The organism is Pelobacter seleniigenes DSM 18267 (assembly GCF_000711225.1).
Lineage (GTDB): Bacteria > Desulfobacterota > Desulfuromonadia > Desulfuromonadales > Geopsychrobacteraceae > Seleniibacterium > Seleniibacterium seleniigenes.
Window position 1 is genome coordinate 48,866 of the sequence record NZ_JOMG01000004.1, and the last position, 15,436, is coordinate 64,301.

The window sequence follows — 15,436 nt, forward strand, 5'->3', positions numbered from 1 at the left end:
CGGGCCGATGCGTTTTTAGCCAGCAATGGATCGTGCTGTGGGCCATTGTGACCTGAGCATCTCATATTTTTCTTAAAGCTCAGGGGAGACTGCAAAGGGAGTGGAAAAAAACGAACGGCAGCTTAAAAAAATCTGGAACCGCTGAATCCGCCGTACTGTTCAGCGTTGCAGATCAGGCCTCGGTGTTTCTGGCTCTCTCGGGGAAATAGCCGCTTGTGGTCTGACCTGCCATGTCGGATGCGCCCCAGAATGATTCGAGGATGTGTTCTCGTTCCTGTGCGGTAAAACCATCAGCTTCAAGAGCAAGCGCATAACGTTGGAGAACTTTTTTGGCCGGCACCCGCTGAGCGAAGTGGGTGTGGAGGTTATACAGCTTCCTGACCAGAACATCATGGGTCGGATCAACCAGCAGAGCCCTATTGGCAACGGTGATCGCTTCATCAGGGTGACCGGACTCAACCAATAGATCAAACCAGAATTGCGAGCCTTCCAGGTTCAGTAACAGCAGATCCTGCGCCTTCAGGTGCCCCTGGTCATTTAAAGGGATGCCCTGGAGAAAGCCCCCCTGCCAGAGAGTCAGTGCCGCGGCAAAGGCCAGATCCGCCTGCCAGAATTCCTTTTTGCGGACGTGGCGGATGCCCTGCCGGATCTTGCTGGTAAAATCGATAAAGTCAAAATAACAATTTTCCAGGCAGAGGACACCATTTTGCAAGGTGAGATAGTCTTTGGCCGAAGGGCTGAGCAGAATATTATCCAGGAGTTTACGCAAGCGTGAAATGAGATTGTCGAAGCTTGAGCGGGATTTCAGGGGCGGGCTGTCCGGCCAAAGTTTGACCTGGATGTCTTCCAGAAGCAGCTGATGCTTTGGCGCTACAATCAGCAACGCGAGCAGCTGGCGCATGCTGGGAGACAGATCCATATGCGAGATCTGCCGCCCATGACAAGAAATTTCAAGTGTCCCCAGGCAGTTGATCGTCAATTGATGCAGCGGGCGACCGTCTTCCAGAAAAGACATCCGCAGCCGTGAGGCAGACAGCTTGGCTAACGGTTCCAAAGCCAGTTTTTGTCGCGCGGCTTCTGCCAGGAGGTCGGTCATCACCTCCGGGTCCCAGCCGTAGAAGGATTGAAATGCACTTTTGGAAAGACAGTCGGCCATTTTGGTTATTTCTCTGGTGGCCAGCTGCTGTTTCTCTTGTTGCAGATAGGTCCAGGCCCGGTAGGCATGAAGACCGGGGCGGATAAAAATTTCGCCGCTATTGATGGATATGTCCAGTGCTTTGTGGAGCAACTCCAGCGCTTCCGGGTATTGTCCCAGCCGCGTCAAGGTCGCTGCGAGCAGCAAATTGTTCATCGCAATAAAATCCAAGCCCCCGGCCTGTTGTCTTAAGCGGAGAGACTCCCGGAGGGCTTGAACCGCTTTGTCGGCGTGGTTAAGCCGGGCCATTGAATAGGCCTGGTACTGCAGGTAAAGGCTGCGCATATGTGGCAGGGTGCTGCCAAAGTCACTGGCCAGGGCGACTTGCAGAATGTCCTGCATGCTGGGATCATCACCGCGAGCCAGGGCCAGGTCGAGTTGCCACATGCGGATAAGAGCGCCAAAAGAACTGTGTTCAATCAGCTCTTCACCATAACACTTCAGGTAACGACGCCGATGAAATTCAAAGTCAGCGCGCCTTCCTTCATTGATGAGAAGATTCAGGTGAGCCAGTTGCAGGGCCGCTTTATTGACCAGGCTTACCTGCGGGCTTTGCAACAGCGGCAGGGACTGTTCCACTTCCCGGCGGCAGGACGTCAAGTCTCCGGCAAACAAATCCCGATAACAGCGGGCCATGCGCGCTTCAGCTTCCAGGCCTTTGCTGTTCAGCCGTTTTGCTTCGGCCAGGCCGAAATCTGCGAAAGGGTGGGTTCGTTCCAGATCGACACTGAACAGGGTCAGACCGATGACAAAGACATTGGCCGCATGTGCCTGCTGCATGGCATCCAGGGCATGACGCCGTTTTTCATACAGGGCAATGCCACGCTCCAGTCTTTGCCGGCCGGTCTCGAACTGACAGTCGACCGCGGAATGGAAATAGACTAACTGCACCAAGGCCAGGAGTTCTCCGGTTTCATTCCCCTCGCGGATGAATCCTTCCAGGGCCAGTTCAAAAAAGCTTCGCGCAGTTGGCGGGGCGCTGTCCAGGAGGATCACGCCATTATAAAACGCGAGCCAGGGATAATGGGGGTAGACCTGTTCAGCGATCGGGGCGAGTAGACTTTGCAGCGTGACCAAGCGGTTGCTGGCCAGCAGGTCCATGCCTATTTTGCTGAGAACGTCCTGGGCCGCGTTGAAATCAGCTGCGCGTAAAAAATAGCCCAGAGCAATCTCTGCTCTTGCCGGGGCATACCATTGGCCGGCTTGCCCCCAGATTTTTTTGATCTCCTGGTCCGACAAGCTGTTTTTGGCAAGGGTGGTGAGGCAGTCACGAAACAGATGATGGTAAGAAAAAACGGTTCGCTGCGGATCCAGGGAGCGAATGAAAAAATTTTGGTTTTCAAGTAACGCCAGTTTTTCCTGAATCGCTGGATCTTCGCCGATAATGGTGGCCAGTCCTGCAGGGATCTCATCCAGCAATGACAGGCGGATCAGCGCGGTTTGCAGCTGGCGTGGCAGATTGCCTAAAATCTCCTCTGCAAAATAGTTGAGAAACGTATCCGGGCCCAAGGCTTTTTGACTGATGCTCCCAGGCCGGGGGCCTGCTTTTTGCCGGGAAGCAAGGAGTAAGCCCATGATCCAGCCTCCGTTAGCCTGGAACAGGTCATTCACCGTGGCGGATGAAACCGCAATGTTCAAACAGTCATTGAAGAGCGCGGCAATTTCCTGCCGGTTCAGGGATATATCGTCGTTGCGAAGAATCACCGCCGGGGGTGGAGGGTGCTTTCCCAGCAGGACAGGAAAGACCGGCTGGCGGGATATCAGGAGCAACTGCACCTTTTGGCGTGGTGCGATCAGCAGCGCAGTCAATACGCTCTGACTTTGGAGCCGCCCGTTTAGCAGATGCAGGTCATCCAGCACCAGGAAAAACTCGTTGACCAAGTGATTTTCAAGATCCTCGAGTAAAAGCTCGGCCAGCTGAGAAACCTGTAGTGGCAGGGGACCTTTCTGCGCTAACCAGTCCTCCACTTGCGGCGCGCGGAATTCAGGCAAGGCGTGCCGCAAGGTGTCCAACAGTTCAAGGAGCAGCAGGACCGGGTCGCCGTCGTCCGGGGCAAGTTGCAGCCAGGCGAATTTTTTCCCGGTGCTGCTGAGAAACTGAACCGCCAGCTGCGATTTGCCCTGGCCGGGTTGTCCTTCGATGACGATGGTGTGCCGGTCTGCCTGCAATTGGGATTGCAGCCCGTGAATGACCTTTTTGCGCAGCAGATGCCGGGCGGGGTCAAAAAGAGGAGGGCTGAATTTTCCATGCTGGATCGGATTCATATGAATTCACGATTCGGTGAAGGCAACAGGCCTGTTCCTATGCCAGGGAACCCGCGAACAGCTGCGGGATTCAGGTGATTTAACAGTTGTAAAACGAATATTAAGTCAATTTGACTGAAATATATAATTGTTTTTGCGGGAAAGGCGTGAAAAAGCCTTCTTAAAGAGGCAGTTCCGTTTTTTTAAGGACTGTTTTCAGGGCAAAGGAGGACTGCACCCGTAGAACGCCGGGCAGGCTGGTCAGCCGATTGTGGATCCGCATGTAGTCTTCGTTGTCGCGGATGATGACCCGCAGTAAAAAGTCGCTGTCGCCGGACATCAGGTAGCACTCCATGACTTCTTTAACCCGACCGATTTCCTTTTCGAAATCCTGCAGTTTGTCCTGCTGCTGTCCTTCCAGAGTGACCTGGACAAAGACCGTCCCGGGTTTACCGACCGCGGCCTGATTGATAAGCATGACATAGCGATCGATAATGCCTTGCTGTTCGAGTAGACGGACCCGCCGCAGGCAGGCGGATTCAGATAGCCCGACCTTTTCGGCCAGTTGCACGAAACTGAGCCGGCCATCCTTTTGTAGCGCCGTCAAAATTCGTTGATCAATTGCATCAAGTTGATTTTTTGAAGGATAATTCGACATAGGGCGATTCTAGCAACGGAATTCGCTATTTTACAATGAAAAATCCTCTTTTTTTGCAAGGATACTCCGCAAATTTGCTGATAAACTGACAAAATAGAAATTCGTCCGGTTATTCCTGCCGCTTATGTCCGAAAGGAGCCCGCTATGGTTGTTGGAGTGCTGAAAGAGATTAAGGTTGAGGAAAATCGTGTCTGTATGACTCCTGCGGGGGTCGAAGTCATGCTGGCCCATGGGCACCAGGTGCTGGTCGAAACAATGGCCGGCCTGGGCAGCGGGTTCAGTGACGAGGACTACCGGACGGCAGGTGCGGAGATTGCGCCTTCGGCGGCGGATGTTTATGCCCGCTGTGAAATGGTCATGCATGTCAAAGAGCCGCAGCCGCAGGAATATGCCCTGATTCGTCCCGGGCAGATCGTTTTCACCTATTTCCACTTTGCCGCCGATGAGGAGCTCACCCGCGCAATGCTGGCCAGCGGGGCGGTTTGCGTCGCCTATGAAACCATTACTTCCGCCAGCGACCAGCTGCCGCTGCTCACGCCCATGAGCGAAGTGGCCGGACGGATGGCTGCCCAGGAAGGGGCCAAGTACCTGGAGCGTTCGCAGGGGGGGCGCGGCATCCTGATGGGTGGTGTGCCCGGTGTTGCACCGGCAACGGTGCTGGTGATCGGCGGCGGGACGGTTGGTGTTCACGCGGCGCAGATGGCGGCCGGCCTCGGCGCCAAGGTCTATCTGCTCGACAGCAACCTTGAGCGGTTGCGTTATCTTGATGAAATCATGCCCAAGAACTGTTTTGCGCTGATGTCCACCCCGGCCACAATTCGGCAGCTGGTGACCGAGGCCGACCTGGTGGTCGGTGCGGTTCTGGTGCATGGGGCCAAGGCTCCCAAGTTGGTGACCCGTGATATGCTGACCACCATGAAGCCCGGTTCTGTGCTGGTGGATGTGGCCATCGATCAGGGTGGCTGTTTCGAAACCTCGCGGCCGACGACCCACAGCGAACCGATTTACGTGATTGATGGGGTGGTCCACTATTGTGTTGCCAATATGCCGGGGGCGGTGCCCTTGACATCGACCATGGCATTGACCAACGCAACCTTGCCTTACGCCCTTAAACTGGCCGATCTCGGCTGGCGGGAAGCGGCGCAGGCAGATCCCGGGATCCTGGAAGGATTGAATATCGTGGCTGGACAGGTCTGTTATCCCGGGGTTGCCGAAGCTTTCGGCCTGGAATTAACCATGGCTGTCGACATTCTCCAGGCTTGCTGACCAAGCCATAGGCCTCGGCAGCAAAAGACCGGATAATCGGGGCATGAAAAAACCGCAGCCAAACATTACTTGCTGCGGTTTTTTCGTTGCTGAGCGGGGCGACCCCGTTAATTGAGTCTTCTTTTGCAACCGGGCTGATGCCAGCCTGTCGGTTCAGGCATGCTTTTCCCGCAGTACTTTCTTGTTGATTTTACCGACGCTAGTTTTGTCGATGGCCTCGACAAATTTGAACTTCAGCAGCACGATCTGTTTGGAGATCATCCCTTTTTCGATGAACCCGCGAATATGGGCGAGCAGTTCTTTCTCGCTGACCGCCATGTCTTCTTTGGTGACGATCAGGGCGAGGGGCTTTTCACCCCATTTGCTGTCAGGCAGGCCGATGACCGCAGCTTCGGCCACTGCCGGGTGTGAACAGAGCAGGTCTTCAACTTCCAGGGAAGAGATCCATTCGCCGCCGATTTTGATGACGTCTTTGATGCGGTCGGTAATTTTGACGTAATTGTTTTTATCTCTGTTCGCCACATCGCCGGTATGCAGATACCCACCCCGCCAAAGCGCTTCGGAGTTGCGCTGGTCCTTCAGATAGCCCTGGGTCAGCCAGGGCGCGCGCACCACAATTTCACCGACGCTGGTGCCGTCGGCCGGGATATCCTCCAGCTTTTCATCGACAATCCGCAGATCGACCAGGGGGAGAGGGCGGCCAGTCTTACAGCGGATCTCGGTCTCCTCATCCGGACTCAGGTCCGCTTCGGTGACATGGGCGATGGTCAGAATCGGGCAGGTCTCCGACATGCCGTACCCGGAATAGATGTCGATCCCGCGGGCCAGGGCGGTTTTACACATCTGCTTGGGCAGGGCTGCGCCACCGATCAGGACTTTCCAGCGGGACAAGTCGGTTTGGGCAAACAGGGGATGGTTTATCAGCAGGTGCAGAATAGTCGGCACACAGTGGGAAAAGGTGACCTCTTCTTTGGCAACCAGTTTCAACAGCATATCCGGAGTGTAGCGTCCCGGGTAGACCTGTTTGATTCCGAGGGTTGTGGCCATGTAAGGAAAACCCCAGGCATGAACATGGAACATCGGCGTAATGGGCATGTAGACATCGCGCTGATGGACCCGCCCCTGATCCAGCACACTGCCCAACGCGGCTATCGCACCGAGGCTGTGCAGAACCAGCTGGCGGTGGCTGAAATAGACGCCTTTGGGCATGCCGGTGGTGCCGGTGCTGTAGAAGGTCGTCGCCCGGGTGTTCTCATCGAAGTCGGGAAACTCGAAATGGTCGTCAGCCGCACTGAGCAGTTCCTCGTATTCACCGACAAAGGAGAGGGTGGTCTCGGGTTGTTGCTGCCCATCCTGCAACAAGACATAGCTCTTCACCGTATCAATCCGCCCCTTGATCTGCTCGAGCAGAGGCAGAAATTCTTCGTTGACGAGCAGATAATCGTCTTCGGCATGGTCGATGGTATACAGCACCTGTTCGGGAGACAGGCGGATGTTTACGGTATGCATCACCGCCCCGATCATGGGGATGGCGAAAAAACATTCCAGGTAGCGATGACTGTCCCAGTCCATGACCGCAACCGTATCCCCGGGCTGCACGCCCATTTCGGTGAGGGCATTGGCCAGTCTGCAGATCCGTTGGCGGAACTCGGCATAGGTCATGCGGAACTGGTCGCGGTAGACAATTTCCTGTAGCGGGTCGTCGACAATCGGGGACTGCAGAAGATTTTTGATCAACAGGGGATAGGCATAGGCCGAAGCTGTGCGCTGAATCAATTTTTCGGTCATGGGCTCACCTCTTTGTGAAAGAATGTCGTAGGGGCAAAGTATGAATTTGGCGAAAGCGAACTATACGATTATCGTCGAGCATGCGCAAGGATTGTTGCTTGTCGCGTCCTTATTATCCCGTTAAGATGGCCCTTCACCTGAACCGGAGGCACTACCGATGAAACTTCCTTCCCCCCTTATTGAGGGGACCTTGCTGCGTCGCTACAAGCGTTTTCTCACGGATGTCGAACTGGCTGACGGCAGTGTGGTGACCGCTCATACCCCGAATACCGGCAGCATGAAGCAGTGTGCCGTGCCGGGCTATCGGGTATTATTGTCCAAAGCGCAAAACCCGAAACGTAAGCTTCCCTATACCCTGGAGCTGATTCAAGTCGGGGAACATTGGGTGGATACCCATACCCAGCGGACCAATCGGGTGGTTGAAGAGGCTTTGCGGCAGGGCTGGATTGCCGGTCTCAGCGGCTATCGGGTGACGCCGGAATACAGCATCGGCGCGAGCCGGATCGATTTTCTGCTGGAAAACGATACGGAAAGGGTCCTGGTGGAGGTGAAGAATGTCACTCTTTGCTGCCGGAACAGCGTCGCCTGTTTTCCGGACGCCGTGACTCTGCGCGGGCAGAAGCATTTGCGCGAGCTGTTGGCGGCCCGGGGCAATGGTTTTCGGGCGGTGATCTTTTTCCTGGTGCAGCGCCAGGAAGCCGAGGCTTTTGCTCCTGCTGATGAGATCGATCCTGAGTATGGGCGGATCTTGCGCGAAGTAGTGGCCGGCGGGGTGGAAGTTCTGGCCTATAGAACCGAGGTGTCGCCCACGGCCAACCGGACCGGCTCAGCCTTGCCGGTCCTGCTGTGAAGCCGAGGGGTGCGCATGCGTAGCGTCGGCTTGATTACCGAATATAACCCCTTTCACAATGGCCATCTCTATCATTTGCGGCAAAGCCTTCATGTGGCAGATGCCGAGGTTGCGGTCGCGGTCATGAGTGGCCACTTTCTGCAGCGCGGCGCCGCCGCGCTGGCGGACAAATGGGTGCGCACCCGCATGGCGCTGGTCGCCGGAGTCGACCTGGTCATCGAATTGCCTTTGCCCTGGGCCTGCAGCAGCGCGCCGGATTTTGCGCGGGGGGCTGTTCAGTCCTTGACCCTGCTGGGCGGCATTGACAGTCTCTGTTTCGGCAGTGAGTCCGGGGAATTGGCGCCGCTGCGCCAATGTGCGGATTTGCTCCAGCAGCAGGATGCCCTGGTGACGGAGCGGACCGCCAGACTGTTGCGCGGCGGACAGAACTATCCGCAGGCACGGGCCATGGTGCTGGCCGAATTGACCGGGACGGAGGACGGTGCGGCTCTTCTGGCCGGTCCGAATAACATTCTCGGGATCGAATACCTGCGGGCCTTGAACCAGACGGGCAGCGCCATGAAACCCTTGACCATTGCCCGGCGTGGCGTGGGGTACCATGCCACGGATGTCTGCGGTGATATCGCCAGTGCCACCGGAATCCGTGCCCGACTGGCTGCTGCGGAGCCGGTCAGTCAGCTGGTGCCGGCTGCCGTTGCCGCCATTCTGGACGAGACCCTGGCTCGTGGGCAAACCTTTTCAGCGCAAGCCTGTTTCAGACTGTTGTTGGGGAAAATTTACAGTGCCGGAGAGCAGCTGAGTCGCTACTGGCTGGTTGACGACGGGATTGAAAACCGTTTGCAGGAGAGTGCCGATGCTGCCGCTGACCTGGAGGAGCTGATCCAGGGAAGCAAGTCGCGACAACTGACTCGGACGCGCATTCAACGCATGCTGGTTGCGATCCTGCTGGGGCTGGAAAAAGAGACTGCCCAGCAGCTGTTGGCGGCCGGGCCGCAGTATTTGCATCTGCTCGGTGTCAGCAGTCGGGGACGGCGATTCCTGGCCAGGACCAGGACCCGTCGGGACGTTCCCCTGGTGCAGAACTTCTCGCGGATCTTTGCCCAGCTCAAACGCCGCTATGATCAAGGCTCGGCCCGTTATGAGCTGGCCATGCGGCAGTTGCAGCTGGAACTGACCGCGACCCGCATCTATGGGCTGTTGCTGGAAAATCTGCATGCCGGGCGGAAGAGCCGGGATTTTTATGAGCCGATCATTGAATCAGTGGCCGGTCATAACAGCTGAATGAACTCTGCCGTTGCCGAGTCCCGGTTCCCGACCGGTTACGTTGGATGCGGCGGGTTTAGGAGGACAGGCGCTTGCGGATTTCATCGTATTCCGCTTGCGAGATCGCGCCCTCGGCCAGGCGTTGATTCAGCGTATCCAGGGCTGCGCTGTTGCTGCGACTGTGATAAGCCGGTCGCCGTAACAGGCGAAACAGTTGATAAATGATAAAGGCGATCAACAGCCAGAACAGTAATTGGGTGAATATTCCTCCTGGTCCGCTAAAACCGAACGGGCCGCAGGCCCAGCCAGAGTGGTGACCATAGAACATGATGAACTCTCCTCGCAAAAGGTTTGCCGGATAGCAAGCAGATGATAACGTCGGTGGCCTCTTTGTCCTGCCCGCTGACGTATGCAGTTTTTCCTTGTGACGCGTTAGCGGGCGATCCTTTTAACCGATCCCAAGGGTAGCACCGCTGGCCGGTCGTGCGGTGTAAAGAATTGTTAAGTCCGGCTGTGCGCCGTAAGGTTCAGCTCTTCTGCTCGATAATCAGATTGGGCAGTTCGTCGGTATCATCATCCTTGCGCGGAAAATGTTCCTGCAACAGCTCGCCGCAGCGGGCAATGGCCTGGCAGGTGGCAGCGCAGGCGGCCCCACTTTTCAGCCCGGTGACGATCATGGCAACGATCTCGTCCCAGGTATTCTGGGGGACTTTGGCATTGATGCCGCTGTCGGCCAAGACCTGCACCCGGCGCTCAAAGAGGGAAATCAGAATCAGAATTCCGGTCTTGTCGCGGGTCTCGTGAAGCCCCTGTTCCAGAAAACAGACCATGGCCTTTTCCTTGACTTCAATGGTGAATTCTTCGGGATGGATCAGCTTGCGTTTAAAGGCCGGCCAAGCCCTGATGACCAGAAAAAAAAGCGCAAAGGTAATCAAGAAGACCGGTAGGAACCACCAGATTGACTCACCGCCTACAGCCCAGCTGACGAACAGGCCACAGGCCAGCGACAGAGTGCCGCTGCCGATCAGTTCGGCCCGGGGATATTCATAGGAGCAATCGACCACCATGGGCACGATTTCACCACTGGTGGTCAGTTCAGCCGCTTTGACGGCCTCTTCGATGCGTTGTTGTTCTTCGGCGGTAAAAAAATCAGCTGCTGTTGCCATGCCTGCCTCGTTCCCTATTCCACTGTGGTTGCCGGTCTCTGATGTATTAAAAATGAGGTTCTTGAGCCCTGTTCCGGGTTGCTTGTTTACCAGCCGCCGGAGGCCCCGCCACCGCCGCCACCTCCTCCTCCACCGGAGAACCCTCCGCCGCCGAAGCCACCCCCACCGAAACCGCCGCCCCCACCGATAAAGGGGCCGCCGAAGAAGATTCCGCTGCGGCGGGAACGTCCACTTCTGCGCCCACCGATACGGCCAAGCAGCGGACCGAGAAAGAAGAGCAGAAAAAGCAGTCCAAAAGGACTGCTTTTCCGCTTGTGACCTGCGGTTTTTCCCGTCCCCTGGTATTCTCCGCGCACTGCTTCAGCCATGGCGACGACCCCGCTGACCACTCCACCGTCGAAATCCCCCTGTTTAAATCTGGGGGAGATTTCGTTGTCAATGATCCGCCCGGCGAGCAGGTCGGTCAAACGGCCTTCCAGGCCATAACCGACCTCGATCCGAATTTTGTGATCATTTTTGACGATCAGCAGCAGCGCACCATTGTCTTTTTTTTTCTGGCCCGGTTTCCAGCTGTCAAAGACCTTGAGCGAATAGTCTTCGAGCACCGCTCCTTCCAGCGATGGAATCGTCAGGACCGTGATCTGGGTCGAATCGCTGGCTTCGAACTGCTGCAGAAACTGATCCAGCTTGAGCCTGGTGGTCGGCGAGATCATCTTGGCCAGGTCGGTGACATAGCCGGTCGGTCGCGGGACATCAAGAGCCTGAACGGGAAAACCGCTCAGCAACAAAATAACCAGAGCTAAAAACAGCCTGCGCATCAGAAGGATACCTTGGGAGCTGTGGCTGCGCCGGCATCAGCTTTGAACGGTTCCTTGCGTTCCAGCTTGAGCAGAAACTTATTGGTCAGGTTGTTGGGAAAGGTCCTGATCGAGGTGTTGAAGGTCTGGACCGCAGCGTTATAGCGCTGGCGGGCGACATTGATGCGATTTTCAGTCCCTTCGAGCTGGTGCTGCAGATCACGGAAGTTCTGGTTGGCCTTGAGGTCCGGATAGCGTTCCGCAACCACCAGCAGCCGCGAGAGGGCACCGGACAATTCCCCCTGGGCCTGCTGAAAGTTCTGCATGGCGGCGGGGTTGTTGAGATTCTCTGCCGAGAGGCTGACCTGGCCAACCTTGGCCCGGGCATTGGTGACAGCGGTCAGGGTTTCCCGTTCGTGAGCGGCATACGCCTTGACTGTTTCAACCAGGTTCGGGATCAGGTCGGCCCGGCGTTGGTAGGTGGCCTCGACATCACCCCAGGCCGCGGTGACCGCTTCCTCGTTTTTCTGAATCGTGTTATAGCCGCAGCCGTTTAACAGCAGTACGCTGCTCAGCAGCATGAGTAAGACTTTAATTTTCATAAAACGTTTACCTCCCGATTGTGACGGATGCTGATGACAAGGGAGGCAGTATAGCATATGTGGACGGATTTGCTCAGCGGTGAGCATGAAAAATAGCGGTCTTGGCTGGGTCGTTCCGGTTTGTTGCGGTTGCGGAGGGTGCTGTCTGCATTTAGTAACGAAACATTTTCATTAGCATTATTCTGTATAGAATTGTCTTGGCTGTAGATAATTGATTGAAATGATTGGCCGTTTCCTCTTTGTGCCAGGAGTTTTCCTTTAATGTTAACAGGTTAGCTCAATGTTGTGATGAAATTAAATGTGCCTCAATTGAATATTATTTTGAGAAAATATAATAAAAACAGGTTGTTGAAGTGTATATTCAGTGTTGTTTTAAAAAAATAATCGACTAACGCAACTCCCATATAACTTAGTGGCCCATCGTTCGATATAGGAAGAGTTATTTCACTTTTGATGTAAGCCTATTTGATGGACGAGGTGCTGACATGAGATGTTTCTGCTTGCTGCTGACGGTTGTTTTTCTCTCCGGGTGTACCGGCTGGCATCCATTGTGGTGGCGCCATGGAACTCCCGGAGGAAAGTTGCAGCGTGGGGTTGTCCATTATGATAGTGGCCTGGATGGTCAGCTGGCCAGTTTGATGACGCAGGTGGCAGATCAACTGCGTGGCTACTCCCTTTATGATGTCGGGGTCAAGGGGGTCTCCAACCTAAACGGCAGAACGGGGCGGCTTGAGAAGTACTTGGAATCCGAGTTTGTCAGTCGGCTGGCCCGGTTCGGTAATTTTCGGGTTTTTGCCCCGGTTGATCCGGGGGAGGATAAGGGCGCTGCTGACACAACTGCCACCAAGCCACCGGTTGATCCTGGCGCACGGCTGTTTACCATCAGAAGTGGGCGGATCGACGCCTATGTCATCGGTACGACGGTGGATCTTCCCAATGGAGTGAAAATCGGGGTGGAACTGGTCCGTAAGGATACCGGCGAAGTCCTCGGGGTTTCCTCCGTACTGGTGCGCAATGATCGGACTGTCGCTGCTTTGCAGCAACAGGTCGGTGTTCAGGAAAATCTGTCCGCCGCCGGTCAGGATCGTTCAACCGGGCATATTATCAAGGCATCCGATAACGATTACCTTGAGCTGGTCCCGGATAAATTTATTCTCTACGTCAAGCAGATCAATTATGAATACAATCTGTTTACGGATAAACAGTCCAGTGTCGAACTGTTCCTTAATGACGAGTTCAGAATTCTCAGCCTTGGCGAGATGATCAGCTTTTCCGTAGGCCGTGACCAGTATGTTCTGGCCTTGCGCCGAATCGTCGATCATACCGCCCTGTTTACCTTTGCCAATGTTTCCCGGGGCATGCCTATGCCCGCTTCCACCCTGGGCACACCGGGCAAGGATGTTCCGGACAAGACCTCTTCGGGGAGCGGTGATGCCAAGCCGGCGGCGTCTTCCTCCGTTCCCGCTGTGGATCAGTCGGTATCGGCAGCAGATCTTGTGCAGCAGAACCTGTGGCTTATTATCTGTGGCGTCTGTCCGTTGCGAAATTATCGCTTCTCGGTCTGAGGCGGGCGGCGCGCAGGATTTAAGTTGTTATTAATAAAATGTTACCAAAGTTTTGTTGCCTGTATTGCAAATGTTAGCTTACTCTTAACCAGACCAACCATAATTTCCTATCCTTTATAAAGGAGGGCCTATGATCATCGGACAGCCAACAGATAATATCACCAAGTCTGCCGCTTACTCATTGCCGGATTTTCAGTCGGCAGTTCCGTCTTCCGGTGCAAACGAAGGTGCTGCCAGCGCTCCTGCGCTTTTGGATACCGTATCTCTTTCCGCGAACGCCGGACCGGCGGCGAATGACGGCCAGCCGGGCAACGGTGATCTTGGATCGCTTAAGCCGGAACTGTATACGGCCCCAACCGGCAGAGATGAGCAACCGGTTGGGCAGGTCGCAACTGGTGCCGCCGCTCCGGTGGAGGAAGCGAAGGTAGGGGGGGGGGACGAGGATGAGTCGGACTTCGGAACCGATGACCTTAAATTTTTGGCCATGGGTACGCTGGGTCTCGATCCCTCACCCGACCAGCCGGACTGTGACAGCGGTTATTACAAAGTCGGTCAATACTTGAAAGCTGCCGGAACCGTCGGCGGTTTTGTTGCCCTGTTTATCTGACCGGACCCCCTTCGCGCGGTTAATCCTCGGGTAGCTGGACTGCGCGGGGGACGGTTTCGATCTGTTCCGGCGTGTCAATATCCTTGCTGCTGCCACTGCCGAGTTCCTTGAACTTGCGTGCGGAAACCATGACGCGACTGTCCAGGGACGCCATCCCTTTGTTGTAGCTTTCTACCGCTCTGCCCAGATTTTTTCCCATTTGTTGAAAATGTTGATTCAGTGTGGCCAGGCGGTCATAGATTTCCCGCCCCAGTTGGCTGATCGCGGCAGCGTTTTCAGTCAGCTGTTCCTGCCGCCAACCGTACGCGACCGAGCGCAACAGGGCGATCAGGGTGGTCGGTGTGGCCAACAGCACTTTGCGGTCGACCCCCGCTTCGATCAGTCCCGGGTCTTTGGCCAAGGCTGCGGAAAAAAAGGTTTCCCCGGGCAAAAACAGGACTACGAATTCCGGGGTTGGCTGAAACTGTTCCCAGTAGTTTTTGCTCGACAGTTTTCCCAGGTGATCGCGAATCTGCCGGGCATGCCTGGTCAGCAGCGCTGCACGCTGTTCGTCATCGTTCGCTTCCAGCGATTCCAGGTAGGCCTGCAGCGGGGCCTTGGAATCGACCACGATGTTGCGCCCGTTAGGCAGCTTGATGACCATGTCCGGGCGCAGCCTGCCGCTGTCGACGGTTTCCTGTTCCAGAAAGTCGCAGTAATTGACCATCCCGGCCATCTCCACAACCTTGCGCAATTGAATCTCTCCCCAGCGGCCGCGGACCGCGGGCGTGCGCAGAGCGCGAACCAGGTTGCCGGTTTCCGATTCCAGCTTTTGCTGGCTGCTGAGCAGGCTCCTTAATTGCTCTTCCAGGCGGGCATAGGCACCGCTGCGCGCCCGCTCGAGCAGTTCGATTTTACCATCCACCTTGTGCAGGGAATCCTTGAGGGGCTGAACCAGTTGGTCGATGGCCTGCCGCCGTTGATCCAGGTCGCCCCTGGCCTCCTGCTGGATCGTGGCCAGCTTGGATTGGGCCAGATCCATAAAGCTGCGGTTGTTCGCTTCCAGGGCCTGGGCGGAGAGGGCTCGAAAACTGTTTTCGAGCTGGCGGCGGTTTTCTTCCAGCAGGTGCAGTTTTTCTTGGCCGCTGCTGCGCTCTGCCTCGAGCCTGGCCTGGTATCCGGCCAGCTCTTTGACCAGTTCTTCCCGCTGCTGGGAAAGTTCGGCAACGCGTCTGCGGCGGCGGCCGGTCCCAAGCAGATAGCCGATCAAGCCGCCGCAGGTCAGGGCGCCAGCCAGACCGATAGCCGCCACAAGCAGATTATTGTCAATTTCTGAGATCATTGATAACCCTTGGAATATATGTGGGATTTCTGGACACGATAGCAGAGCGGCGGGAAATCGACAAGGCGCAGGTTTGTTCTTGTCGCGATCTGCGGCTAGAATGGAAAGAGTTTG

At 55.8% G+C, this 15,436-nt stretch carries 13 protein-coding genes; 5 read left to right on the plus strand and 8 right to left on the minus strand.

Features of this window, described 5'->3' with window-relative positions:
- Positions 1–172 precede the first annotated feature (172 nt).
- Both N909_RS0117175 and N909_RS0117180 read right to left on the minus strand, forming a co-directional pair.
- Positions 173–3,460, minus strand: coding sequence for an AfsR/SARP family transcriptional regulator (locus N909_RS0117175; protein ID WP_029917366.1), 3,288 nt, complete (start codon positions 3,458–3,460; stop codon positions 173–175).
- A gap of 160 nt (positions 3,461–3,620) precedes the next feature.
- Positions 3,621–4,097 carry an Lrp/AsnC family transcriptional regulator gene (locus N909_RS0117180; RefSeq protein ID WP_029917367.1) on the minus strand — a complete coding sequence of 159 codons (477 nt, stop codon included), beginning with the start codon at positions 4,095–4,097 and terminating at the stop codon, positions 3,621–3,623.
- Between the two features lie 144 nt (positions 4,098–4,241).
- Here N909_RS0117180 and ald point away from each other — a divergent pair, with 144 nt between their 5' ends.
- Positions 4,242–5,363: an alanine dehydrogenase gene (ald, locus tag N909_RS0117185; protein WP_029917368.1), complete on the plus strand. Its 1,122-nt coding sequence runs from the start codon at positions 4,242–4,244 to the stop codon at positions 5,361–5,363.
- Between the two features lie 153 nt (positions 5,364–5,516).
- On the opposite strand, the gene N909_RS0117190 is transcribed toward ald, so the two are convergent.
- Entirely contained in the window at positions 5,517–7,151 is a 1,635-nt protein-coding gene (locus N909_RS0117190) for a fatty acid--CoA ligase (RefSeq protein ID WP_029917369.1), read from the minus strand.
- A gap of 157 nt (positions 7,152–7,308) precedes the next feature.
- Between N909_RS0117190 and sfsA the strand changes: the two genes are divergently transcribed.
- Both sfsA and N909_RS0117200 read left to right on the plus strand, forming a co-directional pair.
- The gene (gene sfsA / locus N909_RS0117195; RefSeq protein ID WP_029917370.1) at positions 7,309–8,001 is read left to right on the plus strand and encodes a DNA/RNA nuclease SfsA; all 693 of its coding nucleotides are present in this window, start codon (positions 7,309–7,311) and stop codon (positions 7,999–8,001) included.
- Positions 8,002–8,016: 15 nt separating this feature from the next.
- Positions 8,017–9,282: a tRNA(Met) cytidine acetate ligase gene (locus N909_RS0117200; RefSeq protein WP_029917371.1), complete on the plus strand. Its 1,266-nt coding sequence runs from the start codon at positions 8,017–8,019 to the stop codon at positions 9,280–9,282.
- 58 nt (positions 9,283–9,340) lie between these two features.
- Here the strand turns inward: N909_RS0117200 and N909_RS0117205 are convergent, their stop codons facing one another.
- The 4 genes from N909_RS0117205 to N909_RS0117220 form a co-directional block, all read right to left on the minus strand.
- Positions 9,341–9,592 carry an SHOCT domain-containing protein gene (locus N909_RS0117205; protein WP_029917372.1) on the minus strand — a complete coding sequence of 84 codons (252 nt, stop codon included), beginning with the start codon at positions 9,590–9,592 and terminating at the stop codon, positions 9,341–9,343.
- A gap of 199 nt (positions 9,593–9,791) precedes the next feature.
- A complete protein-coding gene (locus tag N909_RS0117210) occupies positions 9,792–10,430 on the minus strand; it encodes a TPM domain-containing protein (protein WP_029917373.1) in 639 nt (212 codons plus the stop codon).
- Positions 10,431–10,516: 86 nt separating this feature from the next.
- Positions 10,517–11,248 (minus strand): TPM domain-containing protein, encoded by a 732-nt coding sequence (locus N909_RS0117215; protein ID WP_029917374.1) that lies wholly within the window; start codon positions 11,246–11,248, stop codon positions 10,517–10,519.
- Positions 11,248–11,829 carry a LemA family protein gene (locus tag N909_RS0117220; protein WP_029917375.1) on the minus strand — a complete coding sequence of 194 codons (582 nt, stop codon included), beginning with the start codon at positions 11,827–11,829 and terminating at the stop codon, positions 11,248–11,250. The genes N909_RS0117215 and N909_RS0117220 overlap by 1 nt, the downstream gene beginning before the upstream one ends.
- Positions 11,830–12,314: 485 nt before the next feature.
- Between N909_RS0117220 and N909_RS0117225 the strand changes: the two genes are divergently transcribed.
- Together N909_RS0117225 and N909_RS0117230 are read left to right on the plus strand one after the other, a co-directional pair.
- Entirely contained in the window at positions 12,315–13,394 is a 1,080-nt protein-coding gene (locus N909_RS0117225; RefSeq protein ID WP_155005999.1) for a hypothetical protein, read from the plus strand.
- 130 nt (positions 13,395–13,524) lie between these two features.
- Complete coding sequence (locus tag N909_RS0117230; RefSeq protein WP_029917377.1) at positions 13,525–14,001, plus strand: hypothetical protein; 477 nt, start codon at positions 13,525–13,527, stop codon at positions 13,999–14,001.
- A gap of 19 nt (positions 14,002–14,020) precedes the next feature.
- On the opposite strand, the gene N909_RS0117235 is transcribed toward N909_RS0117230, so the two are convergent.
- Positions 14,021–15,322 carry a DNA recombination protein RmuC gene (locus N909_RS0117235; protein WP_029917378.1) on the minus strand — a complete coding sequence of 434 codons (1,302 nt, stop codon included), beginning with the start codon at positions 15,320–15,322 and terminating at the stop codon, positions 14,021–14,023.
- Positions 15,323–15,436: the final 114 nt, after the last annotated feature.

Excerpts from the sequence above, each read along its gene's own strand:
- N909_RS0117175 (WP_029917366.1), bottom strand. The coding sequence starts at position 3,460 with ATGAATCCGATCCAGCATGGAAAATTCAGCCCTCCTCTTTTTGACCCC.
- N909_RS0117180 (WP_029917367.1), bottom strand. The coding sequence starts at position 4,097 with ATGTCGAATTATCCTTCAAAAAATCAACTTGATGCAATTGATCAACGA.
- ald (WP_029917368.1), top strand. The coding sequence starts at position 4,242 with ATGGTTGTTGGAGTGCTGAAAGAGATTAAGGTTGAGGAAAATCGTGTC.
- N909_RS0117190 (WP_029917369.1), bottom strand. The coding sequence starts at position 7,151 with ATGACCGAAAAATTGATTCAGCGCACAGCTTCGGCCTATGCCTATCCC.
- sfsA (WP_029917370.1), top strand. The coding sequence starts at position 7,309 with ATGAAACTTCCTTCCCCCCTTATTGAGGGGACCTTGCTGCGTCGCTAC.
- N909_RS0117200 (WP_029917371.1), top strand. The coding sequence starts at position 8,017 with ATGCGTAGCGTCGGCTTGATTACCGAATATAACCCCTTTCACAATGGC.
- N909_RS0117205 (WP_029917372.1), bottom strand. The coding sequence starts at position 9,592 with ATGTTCTATGGTCACCACTCTGGCTGGGCCTGCGGCCCGTTCGGTTTT.
- N909_RS0117210 (WP_029917373.1), bottom strand. The coding sequence starts at position 10,430 with ATGGCAACAGCAGCTGATTTTTTTACCGCCGAAGAACAACAACGCATC.
- N909_RS0117215 (WP_029917374.1), bottom strand. The coding sequence starts at position 11,248 with ATGCGCAGGCTGTTTTTAGCTCTGGTTATTTTGTTGCTGAGCGGTTTT.
- N909_RS0117220 (WP_029917375.1), bottom strand. The coding sequence starts at position 11,829 with ATGAAAATTAAAGTCTTACTCATGCTGCTGAGCAGCGTACTGCTGTTA.
- N909_RS0117225 (WP_155005999.1), top strand. The coding sequence starts at position 12,315 with ATGAGATGTTTCTGCTTGCTGCTGACGGTTGTTTTTCTCTCCGGGTGT.
- N909_RS0117230 (WP_029917377.1), top strand. The coding sequence starts at position 13,525 with ATGATCATCGGACAGCCAACAGATAATATCACCAAGTCTGCCGCTTAC.
- N909_RS0117235 (WP_029917378.1), bottom strand. The coding sequence starts at position 15,322 with ATGATCTCAGAAATTGACAATAATCTGCTTGTGGCGGCTATCGGTCTG.